Consider the following 16,785-nt stretch of genomic DNA (forward strand, 5'->3'; position numbering starts at 1 on the left):
CCCAGTTAATCTGAGTGTGTTTGCCCGGTAGGGAGGGCGGTTAGTCTTTAAATAAGGTTTGGTGTGGAGGTATGGGACACTGTTCAGCTTCTGTAGTTTTCGGGTATAAAATCAAAGAGGCTGGATAGATGATCTCGCATTGATTGCCTGGATTTTTCAACATCGCGAGCTTTAATGTGCTTTAGAATCAGGACGTGTTCGTTGAGCGCTTTGAGGTTACGGGCGTCGCGGCAAATGTCATATTCCCTTGTGTAGGTCATCATGTGAGAGACCATATAGGAGATCAGGTACTTGAGTACATTGTTTTTAGATGCTTCGGCGACCTGAATATGGAAGAGAAGATCTTCTTCCAGGCCGGCTTCTCCTTGGGACACTTTCTCTTCAAGTTGTTTGACCGCTCCCTCCAATGCTTGAATATCCTCAGCGGTGGCTCGTTCTGCAGCAAGCCCGGCAGACTCAATCTCCAGTACATTCCGGGTTTCCATTAGTGACTGGTAGTCCGGTTTTACCAGACTAAGACCATTCGCAATCATTGTCATGAAAGCTGAATCTTCACTGCTTACGACTACTCGTCCGCCATGAGGTGCCTTTTTCAGGACACCATAGAATTCCAATTGGGACAGGGCATCTCTAACAACAAATCTGCTGACTTTAAATTTTTCACTGAGTAGCCTTTCGGAAGGGATTTTGTCGCCCGCTTTCAGTTGACCAGAAGAAATGAGTTCATTAACCTGATCGACAATTCGATCGGCAGGTACTTCAAGTACAATTTCCTTCAGGCTACTGATTAATTCCGAAGACATGTGTGTTTTTTGCAAGATCTGGTTAACCATCAATTGGTCAACCAAAGCTATGCAAAGTCTTTTGCAAAAAAAAGCGATTAGAACAAATTTGTCTGAAATATTCAATATTCGCCCTTTTTGCAGAAAAATATTTCTTTATTAGCCAAATGAAAGAATAAAGTTTTGCCATGGACTCTTAATGTAGATTTACTACGCTTGCTTTTTTGGTTAACCATGGTCTTTCTAGTGCTCGATTTATGCTAGTATTTGCTACTATTCAGCCTTAGGTACTGATAATCACAGTAGAGCTTCATCTAAGTTTTAGATTCTACCCACCAGGCCATAACCCTGAAGGATGCTGAGCATTTTCCAGGAAAGTTCTTAGGTCTCGAAGACGTAAAGGGTAGGGGAAGAAAAAGAGAAGCAGGCAACTATAATGATGCCTCTTGGTGCTGCACAATTCTGTTTGTCATGAAGTGGTCGTTATTATGTTAAGTAGGAAGTTGTGAAAAATAGCTTCCTTATATCTCGTAGGGTAGGGGGCACTGTGCACAAAAGCCAGATTGCCAGGGATCTTCTTTTATCTCTCTTACAATATGCAGAGATCGAATAGTTTTAAAGCCAAGGAAAGGATGGAGCTTATCAGGTATATTTTTTCTTTCTGGAAGATTCAAAATTTATGCTGTACCGAGATAAGGGAATGTGGACAATAAAAACAGGAAACAGTTTTACCTATAATTTATATTATGTTAAGTAAAACTATTTGTTTCCCGGCCTCTTATGAGATGCTTAGCTCAGCGCATCTTCTTAGTCCGTTGAAAAATGACAGAGAAGTATAGCTGGTTAAAGGCTGCATCGCAGATTAGTACTCTGGAGATCGGCTACCTATTTATAGGATAGAAATTAGCTGTGTTCAAATCATCCCCTACCCTGCGGGAAAGGTTGGAAAGAAAATGCCGGCATCTACTTAACATAATAGTGAGTCTTTGTAGGTACTGCTAAGAAGTATATGTCAATCACCTCCCCCACTCCTTGTTGTCTTTTCTTGCACTGATACATTCCCTCCGCATTCGAATTTACTTTTCAATCGAAGGAAGGAGGTGCTGCGAAATGAGCAAACCAGCACAGTACAGTACAGGACACTAGCCTTATGCAGTTGTAATAAATTGCCTTTAAATAAAGGAATGCTCAAAAAATGAGCTTCCACATAAAAGATTTGATCATGCATAGAACACAACAAAAAAACGGGAGAGAAAACTTTGTCAGGACTTGCAATTTGAACGGTACTACACTACTTATTTTATTGTTTTTCTGTTTGGCGAGTTTTTCTGTTTCCGGACAAGACAGATTAGTTACTGGAAAGGTAATTGACACCGATGGCGTTGAACTGATTGGGGTAAATATCCTGCAAAAAGGAACCAACAACGGAACCGTTACCGATTTTGACGGTAATTACTCGATCAGCCTTATTGACGGAGAGGGAATGCTCACCTATTCCTATACGGGCTACCAATCAGTGACTGAAGAGGTCGGAGGCCGTAGTGAAATCAATATCACTTTAACCTCGGGAGCCACCCTTGACGAAGTTGTTGTTGTCGGTTATGGCCGGCAGAAAAAATCAGACTTAACGGGGGCAGTCGCCAGCGTAAAAGTGGAGGATTTAGAGGGAATTCCAACTTCAAGAGTAGACCAGATTCTACAGGGAAGATCCGCTGGTGTTCAGATTACGAACGTGAGCGGTGCACCAGGTGCTGGGACGGTGATTCGCGTAAGAGGAGGAAATTCAATTGAAGGAAATAACGAGCCACTATGGGTAATTGATGGGATCATTGTCGGGCAAAATTACAACCTGAACAACCTTAACCCTAATGATATAGCTTCAATTGAAGTGCTCAAGGACGCTTCCTCCGTAGCTATCTACGGTAGTAGAGGCGCCAACGGTGTCATATTGGTAACGACTAAGTTGGGAACTAAGGTAGCCGGTGGTAAGCCCGTCGTATCTGTGGGGCTTAGTTCTGGCATTCAATCGGCCTTAGGGCGTCCTGCTTTGTTGAATGGAGTCCAACATGCTGAGTACGCAAATGAAGACGCCAGGTTCAGAAATACTTCGGAGCCATTTCCAGATATTTCCAGCGTTACAAATACGGACTGGTTTGACATTATCATGCGGGATGCAGCCATGTACAGCGCGGATGTTTCGGTAGCCGGAAGTAGCGAAGATGGTGGTGTCAATTACTATGTTTCCGGCAACTACTTTAATCAGGATGGTATCGTGGAAACCACGGGGATTCAGAAGTTTATCCTCCGGTCTAATCTGGACATCAAATTATCGGAAAAAGTACGGGCCGGGGTCAGACTTAATTTTTCGCAATTCGATACCGATAACGGCGTGGTAGGCTATGGCAATGTTTTTAATCTGGGGGAAATACCTGCCCGGGATGCTGATGGTAATTTTACGCAGCAAGACCCGATCAGTGGTGGTCCTTACGTCAATGCGCTGGCCAATTCCCTGTTGAACATTAATGAGTCTCAAACGAATAATTTTTTAGGGACGGTGTTTTTAGAATACAGCCCGTTGGAAAACCTGATTATTCGTTCTACGTTCAACCCTGAAATAAATAATGTAAAACGAAACAGGTTCAACTCCCCTCAACGGCCGGACTATCAGTTCGTCGGGAACTTCGGTGACGCCAGTGTTAATACAGTTAGTAGCCTGGGGTGGAACAACGAGAATACTATTCAATACTCCCCTAACATTGGAGACAACCAATCACTGACCATATTAGGGGGTATGTCTGCCCAAAAATTCACCCTGGAATCCAGTTTTGCTCAAGCCTTTGGGATAACAAGTGACGCTACAACGTTTAATAATTTGGCGCTTGGGTCTGATCCAACCAGAAACACAATTGGCTCTGGGTATGATGCTTTCCAGATAGTATCTTTCTTTGGCAGGGTCAACTACTCATTGCAGAACAAATACTTATTTACGCTCGTTGGACGGGCAGACGGATCATCTCGTTTCGCAGAGGGCAATAAGTACAACTTCTTCCCCTCTGTTGCAGTCGCCTGGAAACTTTCTGAAGAGCAGTTTATTGCTGACATGGGGCTGTTTGATGAACTGAAGCTGAGGGCGAGTTATGGTCGGTCCGGAAGCCAGGCTATTGAATCTTTCAGAACTCTGGCGATCATTACAGATGCCTCGACGAGCTATAATGGTGTGCTGGCATCTGGTGCAACCTTAGGTAGACCTGCAAATGAGCAGTTGAAATGGGAGACCACAAATCAATTGGATATTGCACTGGAAGCTTCCTTTTTAAACGGTCGGATTTTTACCGAGCTCAATTACTATAAAAAGAACACTTTTGATCTTTTGCTCAATGTCCGTCTGCCAAGACAGACTGGCTTTGAAAGCAGACTGCAAAACTTAGGTGAAGTTCAGAATAAAGGACTGGAATTACTGGTGAACACCGTAAACGTTTCTAAGCCATCCTTTAAATGGTCTTCTATGCTTACACTATCGGGTAACCGGAATAAGGTACTTGACTTAGGTGGCGTTGATTTTATTAACATCGTTAGTCCTAATGCACAGTCCGGCCCCGGAGGGCGATTAATTGTTGGGCAGCCAGCTCCTGTTTTTGTTGGGGTTGATTATTTGGGAACTTGGAAGACTCAGGAGGAAATTGATGCATCCGGTCAGCAAAACCAGGACATCGGTGGCGCGCGTTTTGATGACCCTAATGGAGACGGAATTATTACCGAAGATGACTTTTACGTCTTAGGCAGCCCGCAGCCTGATTTTATCTATGGGCTACAAAACACCTTTAAATTCAGAAACCTTGAATTCTCTTTCTTTATTCAGGGTACCCAGGGTAATGAAGTTTCCAATTCAAGAACGGTAACTCACTTTTTCGGAAGACCAGGCGCTCCTAAATATGAAGAAACGCTGAACAGGTGGACGCCTGAAAACCCCACCTCAGATATTCCCAGAGCAGGAGCAATGGAGGCATTGGGTGAAATACCTAATAATTCTGAATTCATTGAGGATGGTTCTCACCTTCGCCTGAAGTCGGTAAGATTAGGATATGACTTGCCGGTGGATAAATGGGGCTTGGGCAATTTTAGAAGTCTAAATGTATACGTGGTAGGAAGCAACCTCTTATTACTGTCTGATTTCAGATTGCTAGACCCCGAAACAAGTCAGTTTGGAAACGGAAACGTAACCCAGGGCTTTGCAAGCGGACAGTTCCCAAATCCAAGAATAGTAACTTTTGGATTAAACGCATCTTTTTAACGGGTAGTCCGTATATCCGTCTAATTGTAAAATAAAAGAACGATGAAAAATAGTTTTTATCTAACAATACTGCTCTTGTTTGTAAGCTTTACAAGTTGTGAAAGCTTTCTTGAGGAGGACCCCAGAGATATCATTTCCCCAACGAATTTTTTCAATTCTGAGTCTGATGCCAGGGCTGCGGTTACGGGGATTTATGCAATTCTCAAGAATAATGCCATCTACGGCCAGGTTGGCCTTGATGCCTGGTATGAGAATGGTGCCGACGTCATAGGCCCTAACAGAGGTTGGGGAATTATTGCTTCCATTTGTAGTTATACAATGAATGAAGGTAATGCTGGAGATATTCAACAGCTAATGGGGATTGCACAGACCTGGAAGGATCTAAATAAAATAGTGCTCAACACTAACGTCATCTTAGATAATGTTGAGAACAACGAAAATATCCCCGCTGCGGCAAGGGGAGAAATTGTTGGTGAAGCTCTGTTTCTACGGTCCCTTGCTTTTTATCATTTGACCAATTTATGGGGAGACGTCCCCTACTATCGTGAGAATCTCTCAATTGATGAAATTGGCAGTTTAGGCAGAACCGACAAAGATCTTATCCGAGACGAAATCTTGGTGGATTTACAGGAGGCACAAAACCTGATGTTGGACGTTATTCCCGCCAATGAAAACGGCCGAGCCTCTAAATGGGTGGCTGCCATGGTTATGGCTAAAATCTATCTGATCCAGGAGAACTGGCAGGCAGCGAGAGATAAGAGCTTAGAGATTATCAATGACTCTCCTTATGAGATGCTGGCTGACTATGGAGAGGTGTTTAGCCCGTTTAATGAGTATAATTCAGAAATCATCTGGGAATTAGACTTTGCTAAAGATATTACCTCCGTTCTGGATGAGCCCTTCGCAGGGGCTGCTTTTGCCGGAAATGCCAACTGGCGGGCAAGTATCTTCAGCCCCCGAATTCGAGACGAACCTTTAAACAGTGGCGAAAGAGGAACGCTTCGCGACATTCTCGCCAGCCGTGGAGAAGCAATGAACGGGACAGGTCTTCAGATTCCACTCCCTGACCTGGTGAATAAGTTTCCGCTTAATGATTTGAGAAGGCCTCACAACATTATTACTAACTATCAGGGCGTAGAGTTGAAGTTCCCCTATATGCCCAAGCTCTGGAATCTTGATCTCGCTACCTCTCCACGCTTTAATCACAGTGATAACAGAATCGTATTCCGTTTATCTGATGTGTATCTGATGGCCGCTGAAGCGGAAAATGAATTGAATGGTCCCGAAAATGCTTATCAGTACATCAACGAAGTACGAAAAAGAGCATACGCCACCCAAGAAGAATGGGAATTAACCGGCCTGAGTCAGGTAGAATTCAGAAACGCTCTTCGGGATGAACGCAAATGGGAACTGGCTGGTGAAGGTCATCGCAGAATGGACTTAATCCGATGGGGAATCTTACTGGACGTGGTAAGGTCAACTGAATATCGGGTATATAACCCTGCTGAAAATATTCAGCCCTATCATGTTTTGTTACCGATTCCAACGGAGGAGTTGAACTTAAACCCGGCATTATTAACATCTGACCCAACAAATAATGGATACAGATAATTATCATCATCATTTCTTTTTTCGGTGGATCTTCGGCGGACTTGCCTGTACGGTATTGGCAGGTTACCTGACGGCCTGCAAACCAGAAACGGCTAACGTCGAACAAACTGATGAATTCAGCGAGCAGGTAACTGACCTGCTCGCTAAAATGACTACGGCCGAAAAGATTGCTGAGCTAACCCAGGATGCACCAGCCAACGAGCGTTTAGGCATTCCTTTAATGCGCTACAGTGAGTGTCTTCACGGTCTTTGGATTGAAGGTGCCACGGTTTATCCTCAGGCGATTGCTCTGGGGGGCACCTGGGAGCCGGACCTCGTTCGCCAGATGACGGACATTATTGCCCGGGAGGCCCGGGCGGTCAACATCAGCCATTGCTATTCGCCGAACCTCGATGTCGTTTCGGGTGACGCCCGATACGGGCGGGTCGAAGAATCTTACGGCGAAGATCCATACCTCGTAAGCCGTATGGGAGTCGCCTTCATCGAAGGCTTACAGGGTACAGGAGAAGAGTTTCTGGACGAAAACCACCTGCTGGCCACAGCCAAGCACTTCGTCGGCTATCCCGAGAACCGAAGGGGCATCAATGGCGGATTCGTTGACATTTCTGAACGGCGCCTGAAAGAGATTTTCTTACCTCCCTTTGAAGCAGCCGTAAAGGAAGCCAGAGTAGGCAGCATTATGCCCGGCCATCAGGACATGAACGGAATTCCGCTGCATATGGACGGCGATCTGCTCAACGGCTTGTTGCGAGAAGAATGGGGCTTTAAGGGCTTTATTGTTTCTGATAACAATGATATCTCAAGACTGGAACTCATGCATCATATTGCCCGAAACAGGACCGAAGCTGCCGTGATGGGGCTGAAGGCCGGAGTTGATATGGACCTCGTTATTGGCAAAAGCCCTGAATTCTCCGCTTACATTGATCACGTGTTAGCCGATACCCTGGCAGAAGATCCTTCTCTAATGAAGTATGTCGACCAGAGTGTGCGCCGAATTCTCACGGCCAAATATCAGCTGGGGCTCTTCGACGATGATAAGGTCTATGCCGATACTCTGGTAAGTACTCCCGAAGCACAAGAGATGGCTCTTCATCTTGCGCGTAAGGCCGTTACACTATTAAAAAACGAAGGTAATTTGCTGCCGCTCGATCCTGAAAAATTGAAGTCCGTCGCAGTAATTGGCCCTAATGCAGGTGAGGTACGTCTTGCCAACGGACGGTACACTCAGATGGGAGGATATTCCGGCATCCCACCCTACTATACATCTGTGCTTGAGGGCATCGAGGCTAAAGTGGGCAAAAAGCTGAAGGTAAACTATGCCCAGGGCTGCGATTTGAAGAGTAACTCTAAAGCTGGATTCCCGGAAGCAATAGCTGCTGCCAGACGTTCTGACGTAGTCATTCTGGCCATCGGCGGGTCTACCGTAACCTGTGGAGAAGGAAAAGATCGGGACGATCTGGACCTCTTCGGCGTTCAAAACGAATTGGTGGAGGCCATTCAACAGACCGGTAAGCCCGTTGTAGCTGTACTTCTCAATGGTCGCCCGCTCACGGTTAATTACCTGGCGGAGAATATCCCGGCGATCATCGAGGGCTGGTATCTGGGAATGCGAACCGGCGAAGCACTGGCTGACGTTATTTTTGGGGACTACAACCCTGGAGGTAAACTTACGGTATCCTTTCCCCGCTCCGTCGGGCAACTTCCCGTTACTTACCTTGAAAAACCCGATTTCGTGGGGTCCGGGAAGGGACAATACCGGTTTTCGGATAAGTCTCCGCTTTTTCCTTTTGGGTTTGGTCTTAGTTATACTACGTTCGAGTATGGGGCCCCTACCCTATCTGCTCCTACCATTCTAACGGGTGAAAGCAGCAGCGTTTCGGTTACCATAACCAACACCGGTGATCGGGCAGGAGAAGAAGTAGTACAGATGTACGTAAGGGATGATCACGCCTCGGTAGGCCGTTACCTTAAGATGCTCAAAGGCTTTAAAAGGGTTTCCCTCGCTCAGGGAGAAACAAAAACCGTCACTTTCCCTCTTGGTTTTGAAGAACTTGCCCTGTATGATAAAGATATGGAGCGAGTGGTGGAACCCGGCACCTTCACTATTTACGTTGGCGCATCTTCACAGGCTGATGATCTTCAGGCCACCCAACTAACCGTGGCCAGGAAGTAATATCCCATTTAATATTCCCAGCTGTTTAGCCAGGTAGTCTATCAGGGCTAATCAGATCAAAATAAGCCTTATAGAAGTTTTTTGTCACCAGACTGATCATCATAACCGCTGCGAACAGCTTGCCAAAGCAGTGATAATCAACGTGGACATGCCGATACGTAACATCTTATCCCTCTGCTACCCTCAGTGATTAGGAGGACAACCTACATTTCATTTGATGACAATAAAAAATTACTCCATGAATCATTTGCTCCTGACTTTCCTGGGAATCATTGCCTGCACCACCACTGCGGTTTCTCAGGAAGTGAAGCCACCTGAGGGCCGTATAGCGATTGTAGCTGACGGCAATTCCCCCGATCCGGATGACCTGGGAGCTACAGCTGTCTCCCTCGCTCTATTGCGCGCTGCTGGTCTGGAAGACAGACTGGTGCACTATTCCCATAGCTGTGACCTGATACGCGGGGCGAGAATATCACAGAGAGCGGAGGTTGAACGACACGCACTTATGCAAGCAAGCTGTGACGTTACTGCAAGGCGCTGGGGAGGTTTCGATTCCCTTACCTTTTATGATGCGAAATGGCAACTGGAAGCAACGATTAGTGATTTAACTGCAGCGATAAACGCATCTACTGCAAACGATCCGCTCTGGATAATAGAAGCTGGTGAACCCGATATTATCGGTTTTGCCCTGAAGGCCTCTCAAAAGGAGAAACATCAGTTCGTAAAAGTAGTAACGCATCATCCTGCTAATGACGACGCCGGTGATTTTTACGAATGGAAACAAATACTGGATTTTGGCGTAGAGGAGGTTCGGATACCAGACCAGAACATTTTGCTAAAAGTAGATCTCAAGGAATGGGATTGGGCAAAAAATCATCGGGACCCGCGTATTCAACAGATTTGGATTCAGGGGAAAATTGCTGAAGTCGATGATGTGGTTACCTTTCAAAAAGGGAAATGGGATTGTTCCGATGCTGGAATGGTGCTGTATTGGTTAACGGGGGCGACCAATGGCGGGCTGGCACAGGGTACCGTTGAAGACGTGAAAGCATTACTGACTGGATATATTGCTCTCCATCCTGAATAGACTTCCCAGCGGTCTGATCGTAGTGCCAATGCTCCCCTCCAGACATTGAGCAACGCCTATGTGCTCATCGCACTACTTCAGCCTTCTTATTTTTGATGCCACAATTTTTACGGGGCCCAGTAAGCCTGAAGGCAAAAGTTCAGAATCTTTATTCCAGTGTTTGTAACCGGCAAAGGTTACCCGCCCGGTCGGACGGGCGGTACTGTTTAAAAGCCATTCGGGCCATTGTTTTACAAGCGGTCCATTAGCTTCAAAATCTTTAGGGAATTGCTCGTCGCCAATTAGTCTGTTGGGCCAAAGATTGGTAATCTTCAGCTCCAGCTTATTGGCACCTTCAACTACGGCATGGTCAATATTTATCCTGAATGGTGCCTTCCATATTATACCAAGGTTCTTTCCATTTAAAATGACCTCGACGATTTCCTTCACACTACCGAGGTCTAGCTCTAAAGAAGTGCTTGATTTGAGCAGACCTGCCGGAACGGTAAACTGTTTCTTATAACTTGCTGTACCCGAAAAATAGCGGATGTGCTTGTCTGAAGAGTTGGTCCAGGAAGACAGTTCATTAAACACTCTGTTTTCAAAATTTCTATTGGTATCAATAAAACTCACCTCCCATGCTCCGGACATCCGAATTGGCTCTGGTACTGATTTCACCTTAAGAGTTTTGGTTTTCCCCCTGGAAGTACGGTAGGTGATTTTTCCGGCCAGAGGTGTTGTCCAACTTACTTTTCCACCTTGGCTGGTAAGTTTTGGTTCTGCGGTGGGTTGGGTTAAATTTAAGGTGCTTCCGTAAGGTACATATACCGTTTCCCGCTCACCATTGGTAGAATACACGAGACGTAGGACATTATTCTCATTCGCATCCTTTTCATCAGGAAGGAGGTTGCTGACCGGGATTTCGAATACTCCGGACGCAATCATGGATTTTACTTCCCTGGAAACATCATAGACAGGATTGTTAGGAGGTATACCATCCATTCCTCTTTCAAATTTGCCAAATACTGCTTTAAGTATTTCCAGCTTCTCATCCTCAACACCGGTAACTTCAAGGAACTCTTTTTCCATGGCGCTTTTTTCCAAAACCAAGCCTCCGGTTTTGTATCTGATCCGCAATTCCTTTTTATAACCGGGAGCCGGGTCACTCGCACTAAGTTCCCGGTTAGCTGCTATTTTTAATTTGTTGCCCTGGACGCTACTGGCGACTGCTTCTGTAACGTCTACAAGTCCGTCTGGTAAAAATGTCCCGTATTCAGCCTTGATAACCTTTAAGTTCGGAAGTGGCTCTACTTTTGGATTTTGAAGCTCCATCTCAGCGCTTACAAGGTGTTTAGCTGAAGACACGTTTTGTCTGAAAATAACGAATACAGCCCCTTCCTGCTCAAACGGAATGGATACCGTTGTCGTACCATCCTCATTCTGCTGCCATATGGCGGCCATTGTTATTTCTCCGGTTTCGGCATTCCAGAGTTCCGGCTGTTTTCCCGCCACCCGGAAGCGACAGTTTAGCTCCCGACCTTCCCTGGCCGAGTTTACCACAAAGTAAATATCTGCACCATCCTTTTTTCGGTGTATATAATCGACGTGCTCATTACTTCCTTGTTCAACTGAGAAGTCGGGGGGTAATGATCCACTCTTCAGATAGTCAAGGATGGAACCTTCTTTTATTAAGTTGTCGCCCCATAACTCTTCTGCCAGCTGCCTGACTTCCTCGTCACACGCAGGGTAATTCTTCAGGCTTGGAGATTTTTGTGGCTTTGTTCCAAAAATGATGGCTCCACCACCTGCCAGTTCTCTTATTTTCGTGAGTGTTTCCGGTGTAACCCAAGGGGTTGGGGGAAGTACCAGAGCCCGGTATCTTTCTCCGGTTGAGGTACAAATCAAACCTTCATTCACAGATAGTGAGCTAATCTTATTTGAGCCGATCACGTCATAATCATATCCCAAAGCCTTTACCTCCGGCATTAACAGAGCATCATTAGGAGATGATTCACCAGTAAAGACCAATACGTCGGCTACAGACCTCCCTTGTTGCAGCAGAAATTGACCCCGGCCAATGTAATCAACGAAGGGTTTTCCTTGATCCCACCAGGTGTTCAAGCGATTAAAGTCAATTCCAAAACGTTGTAAGGTCAAGCCGGGGGCTACATTCCATGGCTGATGTACGTAACTATGAAATACAAAACGATTAATACCCTGTGCCCAGGCTAAGTCTCCTATAGCTTTAAGCGAACCAGGATGCTGAATCCACCCGCCTTCAGCAGTAAAGGCTTCAGCTTCAGCAATTGAACTCCCGTTTAACTTAGCAATGGAAGCTACAAATTTTGGGGAGTCGAAAAACGCCAGGTGTCCACTCCAAAACTCCGACATCACAATGTCTGCCTTTTCGCCAACTTGCATGTTATCGAAAGGCCCCCAATATGGCTCTGCCGAAAAACTCATTCCATATTGATGACTAAGCTTAGCAATATGCCCGTAATAATTTTTTGCGATTAAATCGCCAATTGTGCGTCGGAAGTCCCAAAGGAACCGCTCTGTTTCTTCTCCGCTTTCAACATAGTAACCTGCAAGGGCAGGCAGGTACGCTTGGCAATCGTAGGAACGAAGCTTCTTGAACTCATTGGCAAAGCCTGAAGTCCAGTTTGCTGTACCCACCTCGTAACTATCAACATGGCAACGGGTGACTACAGTACCGATTAGTGTATCCAGTCGGCTGATAATGGGATTAATGCTTGTTTCCCAGAATAAATCAACCGCATGAGCATTCATTTTGTCACATTCTAAGCCTTGTCCACCATCACTGGGAAACCGATTCGTTTCACCCGTTGGGGTATGCCCAATTCTTAATATGACCCACTCTCCTTCAGGGGCATCCCACTCTAAGAAACCGTCAGTAGTAAACTTCGCGGTCAAATTGATTATAGTTGATTTCCTGACTATTGCCAGATCACTAACTGGTTGGTCATCAGGAGCCAGATGATTACGAACTTTACCGGAAAGGCTTTTTGCACTCAAATTATCAATGCGCTCTTCTCCTTTCGGCTTTGGGAAGGCAAGTACACTAATGTCTTTGTAGTAGCCGAGTTGCGTTTCTGGTTGCGCTAACCGGCCGTTAAATATTTTACCTCCCTGATGTATTGTTTCAGTATAAACCAGTTTTTGCATGCCATATTCAGGAGTAATCCCAGGGCCACCGGATGAGGACCAACCAGCACCATTATGAAAGCCAAGTTCAAGCCCCAGGCGCTTAGCCTCCAAAGCTGTAAAGTTTAGCAGATCCAGCCATTCAGTACTTAAATAGGGCGCAACTCCTCCGGGGTGACCTAAACTGACATTAAAAAGGATGGCTCCTTGAATTCCAACCTTTTTCATCGCCTTGAGGTCCTCTGTGATACCCGATTTGGTTACATTTCCGTTTATCCAGAACCAAATGGTGCGGGCTTTTGCCGTTGATGGAGGATGCTGAAAACCCTGTTGAAGAGATATACTTTGGGCTGCTAATGTGGGTAAAAACAAAATCCCCAGCAAGGCTACTAAAATGGTTTTGCGGAATAGCGTCATGAACAAGTATTTGTTGCAATTATTTGAACGAGACCATTTGAACTTAGGAAGGATCCTTACGGTCTTCATCAATTATGTATCACTACCGATTCTTTCAGACAAGTAAGCAGGAACCATTCATTTAGCTTCCTACCCATGGACTATGGACAAAAGACACACCACTGATCATTTGTTAGTACTATTGTCCACTGCCCGATTCAGTATACCGAACTAATTGGTGCAAACTTCCTGTCAGGAAACGTCAGTCTCTTCCCTACCCTCTTATATAAAGTACCTACTCGCTAACTTTAAAGCAGACAGAATTCGTTAAATCGAACACCCTGAATTCCGGCGCTAAGCTCGTTGTTGCCACTTCCTGCTGAAAACCAGAAACAGCACGCCACAAAGCAACCAGGCCGGCAGTGTTACGAAGCTGACAAAAACATCAAATTGCCACGAAAGGAAGTAAAACAGTCCAAAACTGATCGCCCACGCCCAGAAGACAGCCGGGTTAAATTGTATACCAGCGAGCTCAGCATAATTTTTCCGGATTCCTGCCTTCTTATGGAAAAAGTGTTCGAACACAATAACGGCGCCAAATGGTGCAAGAATAAAGCCGTAAAAGCCAACAAACCCGAGTAATTGCATGGCAAATGCGGGGAAAAGGCCAGCTACTGTGGCAAGTGCTCCGGCTACCAAAGTGCCCCACGCTGCAGGGCTTTTAGGTAACAGGGTCTGAAAAGCAAGACCTGCACGGTAAATTGTAGGGTTTGCTGTAGTCCATCCGGCCAGAACTACGGCAATAATGCCGAACCACCCAATCGCATTATAAGCCAGTGGCCCGGGTGCGACCTTAATGTCTCCGCTTGATAGCATATCAAGCCCAGCAGGAGTCTTAAGAAAGGCAGCGAAAAGGAGCGCTGCAGCAATCCAGGCCATGTAATGACCTACATACATACCCGCTGCAGTCGTCCAGCCAGAACTGGCTTTCTTGGCATATCGAAACACCGAAAGATCCGACATCCCAACGTGCATGGCCGCATTGGCAAACCAACTCCAGAGAACTACGTGCCAGAAGGTAAACTTGATCTGTCCTCCCATCGGTTGGCCCCCTTCGCCCCAAATATCCCAAAACTGACTAAAACTGTTGACTCCGAGCTGATTAAGTGCGACTATGCCGCAAACGATAAATGCCAGAACAATGACGGGCGACATCCAGTTAGCTGCCTTTGAAACAGTGTCATAACCACTGGCGGCAATAAAGGTCGTAACTGCGCCAACGGTGAGTACAATCAAAATATAGGTAATGCCATTGGGGCCAACATCATCAAGTGCCGGCATTTCCATCCCCAAAGGAATGCCAATGGCTGTAGCCGAAACAGTAAACATAGAACCCGCCAGGAAGCAGAAAAGCACCCCATTGGCAACGTTATAAAATTTCACCAGGGTCGTTCCACTGATCTTCTCCAACTGGAAGTACAGCGTAAGACGGTTTTTAACTGCAATTTCTGCCGTCAAAAAACGCCAACAGAGGACGGCAAGAAAATTACCAAGCAGGAGCCCTACAATCAGGTCAAATGCACTAACACCCGCAGTAAGAAATAACGGACCAATCATGAATTCAGTACCCGCTGCATGCTCACCTGCATACATGCCCAGGAAGCTCCCCCACCCTTTCCATTTGGATTGTGGAACTGGTTCGCGTTCAAATTCGCCCCCACCGGGGTTTTCAATAAGAGCTTCTTCGTTAGTCTTTTTTAGCATGATCGATAGGTTAATAAAAGGAGAACAACTAATTAGTAATCAGATAAATGGGATGCACATCCGGCATTTGTATGTAAAAATCAGGATGCCTGCTCGCTGTCAGTCGTAGCAGGTTCCAAAGAAAGAATAAACGGCCGATGCTTTTTCAAGCCGTAGTTCTTTTTCAAAAACTGTGCGTTGAGCTGCTTGTCGGAAATACAAATTGCAGCACCCAGGGCCGAGCCCAGGGAGGAATTTGTTGTCCGTATCTTGAATTCCCGGAAATGATGAGTTAATAGATTGATGTAAACATCGTTGTCGCTAAAGCCCCCATCAACGAAAATTTTCTTTAAAGCCTGTTTACCTGAAGCAGCACGAATATTATCGGCTTGCAGCCTGACGAGCTCCTCCAGCAGGTGATGGTACGCATACTCATAACTGGTACCAGGGGGAATCACAGTTTGCTCCGGACCTTCCGTTATTATTGCTTCAAGGTGGAACCATGGCCTGAAGTCTTCAAGAATATGCTGGTAGGTAGCAATGTTGAATTTCACCTTTTTATGCTCGCTTACTTCAACCCCAAAATGATCCGCTAGCCGTTGGGTCTGAATTTTATACTCTTCTCCCAGGAATAAGCGGGCAGCCTTTACCGGATTACCATCAATACGCATGTAGTTGATGCAATTGGCACGCTGGTCTTCAATAGATAAGGCTCCCTCAGCAAAAGGATTCAGGGAAACACTCCAGGTGCCCGTAGAGACCAGAATGAAGGGCTTACCCTGGCTTCTTATGTAGGGTAAAAGAGCTGCCGAACTGTCGTGAACACCAACCCCGATTTTGATTCGCTTGCCACTAAAGTTCATGTTAATGCTCGTCTCAGTGGAAACGATTGGTGGAAGTATCCGATGTAATTCTTCTTCGTAAACCCAGTCGTGGTAGTCTTTCTTCCGATAGTCCCATAGCGCAGTATGACACCCAATACTGGTATACTCACTTATGGGGATGCCGGTAAAAACGTAACTGAGAAACTGCGGAAGGTGTAGCGAGTACCTGATCTGAGCAAATATTTCCGGTTTGCGATTCTTGAGCCAGTAGAGCTGCATTCCGGAATTGAGCATCCCTGCATTGTTGGAACCAGTATGGGTGGTAAAGTCTGATTCAGGGCCGAAACGATCGTAAAAACCCTCTACCAGGTCCTGAGGCAGCGGTTTATTGTAATTGTAAAGTGGTGTAAGCACATCACCATCCGCATTCAGGTGCACAAAACTGGCACCGTAGCTGGAAAAGTTGATCGCTTGCACATCAAAGGTTTCTGCTTCCAGAATCCGGTAAAAAACTTCCTGTAGCCAGGTCGTCAGAGCACTAATATCTTCCGTTGGAAAGCCGTCTTCATCCTCGATCATCGGGAAGGAAACGTACTCCCGATGCACTTCACGTAAGTCCTCGTCGAAGAGGAAGAACTTCTTGTTGGTTCGGCCGATGTCAAATATGGCAGTTACAGGAAGCAATAGATATTGGATTTAGTGATATTGAATCAGTGTGAAGAAATCAAGTGTCA

At 45.8% G+C, this 16,785-nt stretch carries 8 protein-coding genes; 4 read left to right on the forward strand and 4 right to left on the reverse strand.

Annotation, left to right across the window (positions count from 1 at the left end):
- Nucleotides 1-83: 83 nt before the first annotated feature.
- Nucleotides 84-803 carry a FadR/GntR family transcriptional regulator gene (locus BM123_RS06525; RefSeq protein WP_175489266.1) on the reverse strand — a complete coding sequence of 240 codons (720 nt, stop codon included), beginning with the start codon at nucleotides 801-803 and terminating at the stop codon, nucleotides 84-86.
- Between the two features lie 1,174 nt (nucleotides 804-1,977).
- On the opposite strand from BM123_RS06525, the gene BM123_RS06530 reads away from it, so the two are divergent.
- The 4 genes from BM123_RS06530 (at nucleotide 1,978) to BM123_RS06545 (ending at nucleotide 9,944) form a co-directional block, all read left to right on the forward strand.
- Nucleotides 1,978-5,073 (forward strand): SusC/RagA family TonB-linked outer membrane protein, encoded by a 3,096-nt coding sequence (locus BM123_RS06530; RefSeq protein ID WP_217642110.1) that lies wholly within the window; start codon nucleotides 1,978-1,980, stop codon nucleotides 5,071-5,073.
- Nucleotides 5,074-5,115: 42 nt separating this feature from the next.
- Nucleotides 5,116-6,684 carry a RagB/SusD family nutrient uptake outer membrane protein gene (locus BM123_RS06535; protein ID WP_090166506.1) on the forward strand — a complete coding sequence of 523 codons (1,569 nt, stop codon included), beginning with the start codon at nucleotides 5,116-5,118 and terminating at the stop codon, nucleotides 6,682-6,684.
- Nucleotides 6,671-8,857 carry a glycoside hydrolase family 3 N-terminal domain-containing protein gene (locus BM123_RS06540; protein ID WP_090166508.1) on the forward strand — a complete coding sequence of 729 codons (2,187 nt, stop codon included), beginning with the start codon at nucleotides 6,671-6,673 and terminating at the stop codon, nucleotides 8,855-8,857. The genes BM123_RS06535 and BM123_RS06540 overlap by 14 nt, the downstream gene beginning before the upstream one ends.
- Before the next feature lie 238 nt (nucleotides 8,858-9,095).
- A complete protein-coding gene (locus BM123_RS06545) occupies nucleotides 9,096-9,944 on the forward strand; it encodes a hypothetical protein (RefSeq protein WP_090166509.1) in 849 nt (282 codons plus the stop codon).
- Nucleotides 9,945-10,016: 72 nt separating this feature from the next.
- Here BM123_RS06545 and BM123_RS06550 read toward each other — a convergent pair whose 3' ends face one another.
- From BM123_RS06550 to BM123_RS06560, 3 genes are all read right to left on the reverse strand, one after another.
- On the reverse strand, nucleotides 10,017-13,505 hold the full coding sequence (locus BM123_RS06550; RefSeq protein WP_090166511.1) for a glycosyl hydrolase: 3,489 nt from the start codon (nucleotides 13,503-13,505) through the stop codon (nucleotides 10,017-10,019).
- Between the two features lie 333 nt (nucleotides 13,506-13,838).
- Entirely contained in the window at nucleotides 13,839-15,248 is a 1,410-nt protein-coding gene (locus BM123_RS06555; protein WP_090166513.1) for a purine-cytosine permease family protein, read from the reverse strand.
- An 80-nt stretch (nucleotides 15,249-15,328) separates the two neighbouring features.
- Nucleotides 15,329-16,735: an FGGY-family carbohydrate kinase gene (locus BM123_RS06560; RefSeq protein ID WP_090166515.1), complete on the reverse strand. Its 1,407-nt coding sequence runs from the start codon at nucleotides 16,733-16,735 to the stop codon at nucleotides 15,329-15,331.
- Nucleotides 16,736-16,785: the final 50 nt, after the last annotated feature.

Source organism: Neolewinella agarilytica (assembly GCF_900110645.1).
Taxonomy (GTDB): domain Bacteria; phylum Bacteroidota; class Bacteroidia; order Chitinophagales; family Saprospiraceae; genus Neolewinella; species Neolewinella agarilytica.

Bases quoted from the DNA above. Each gene is read 5' to 3' on its own strand.
- BM123_RS06525 (WP_175489266.1), bottom strand. From the start codon at position 803: ATGTCTTCGGAATTAATCAGTAGCCTGAAGGAAATTGTACTTGAAGTA.
- BM123_RS06530 (WP_217642110.1), top strand. From the start codon at position 1,978: ATGAGCTTCCACATAAAAGATTTGATCATGCATAGAACACAACAAAAA.
- BM123_RS06535 (WP_090166506.1), top strand. From the start codon at position 5,116: ATGAAAAATAGTTTTTATCTAACAATACTGCTCTTGTTTGTAAGCTTT.
- BM123_RS06540 (WP_090166508.1), top strand. From the start codon at position 6,671: ATGGATACAGATAATTATCATCATCATTTCTTTTTTCGGTGGATCTTC.
- BM123_RS06545 (WP_090166509.1), top strand. From the start codon at position 9,096: ATGAATCATTTGCTCCTGACTTTCCTGGGAATCATTGCCTGCACCACC.
- BM123_RS06550 (WP_090166511.1), bottom strand. From the start codon at position 13,505: ATGACGCTATTCCGCAAAACCATTTTAGTAGCCTTGCTGGGGATTTTG.
- BM123_RS06555 (WP_090166513.1), bottom strand. From the start codon at position 15,248: ATGCTAAAAAAGACTAACGAAGAAGCTCTTATTGAAAACCCCGGTGGG.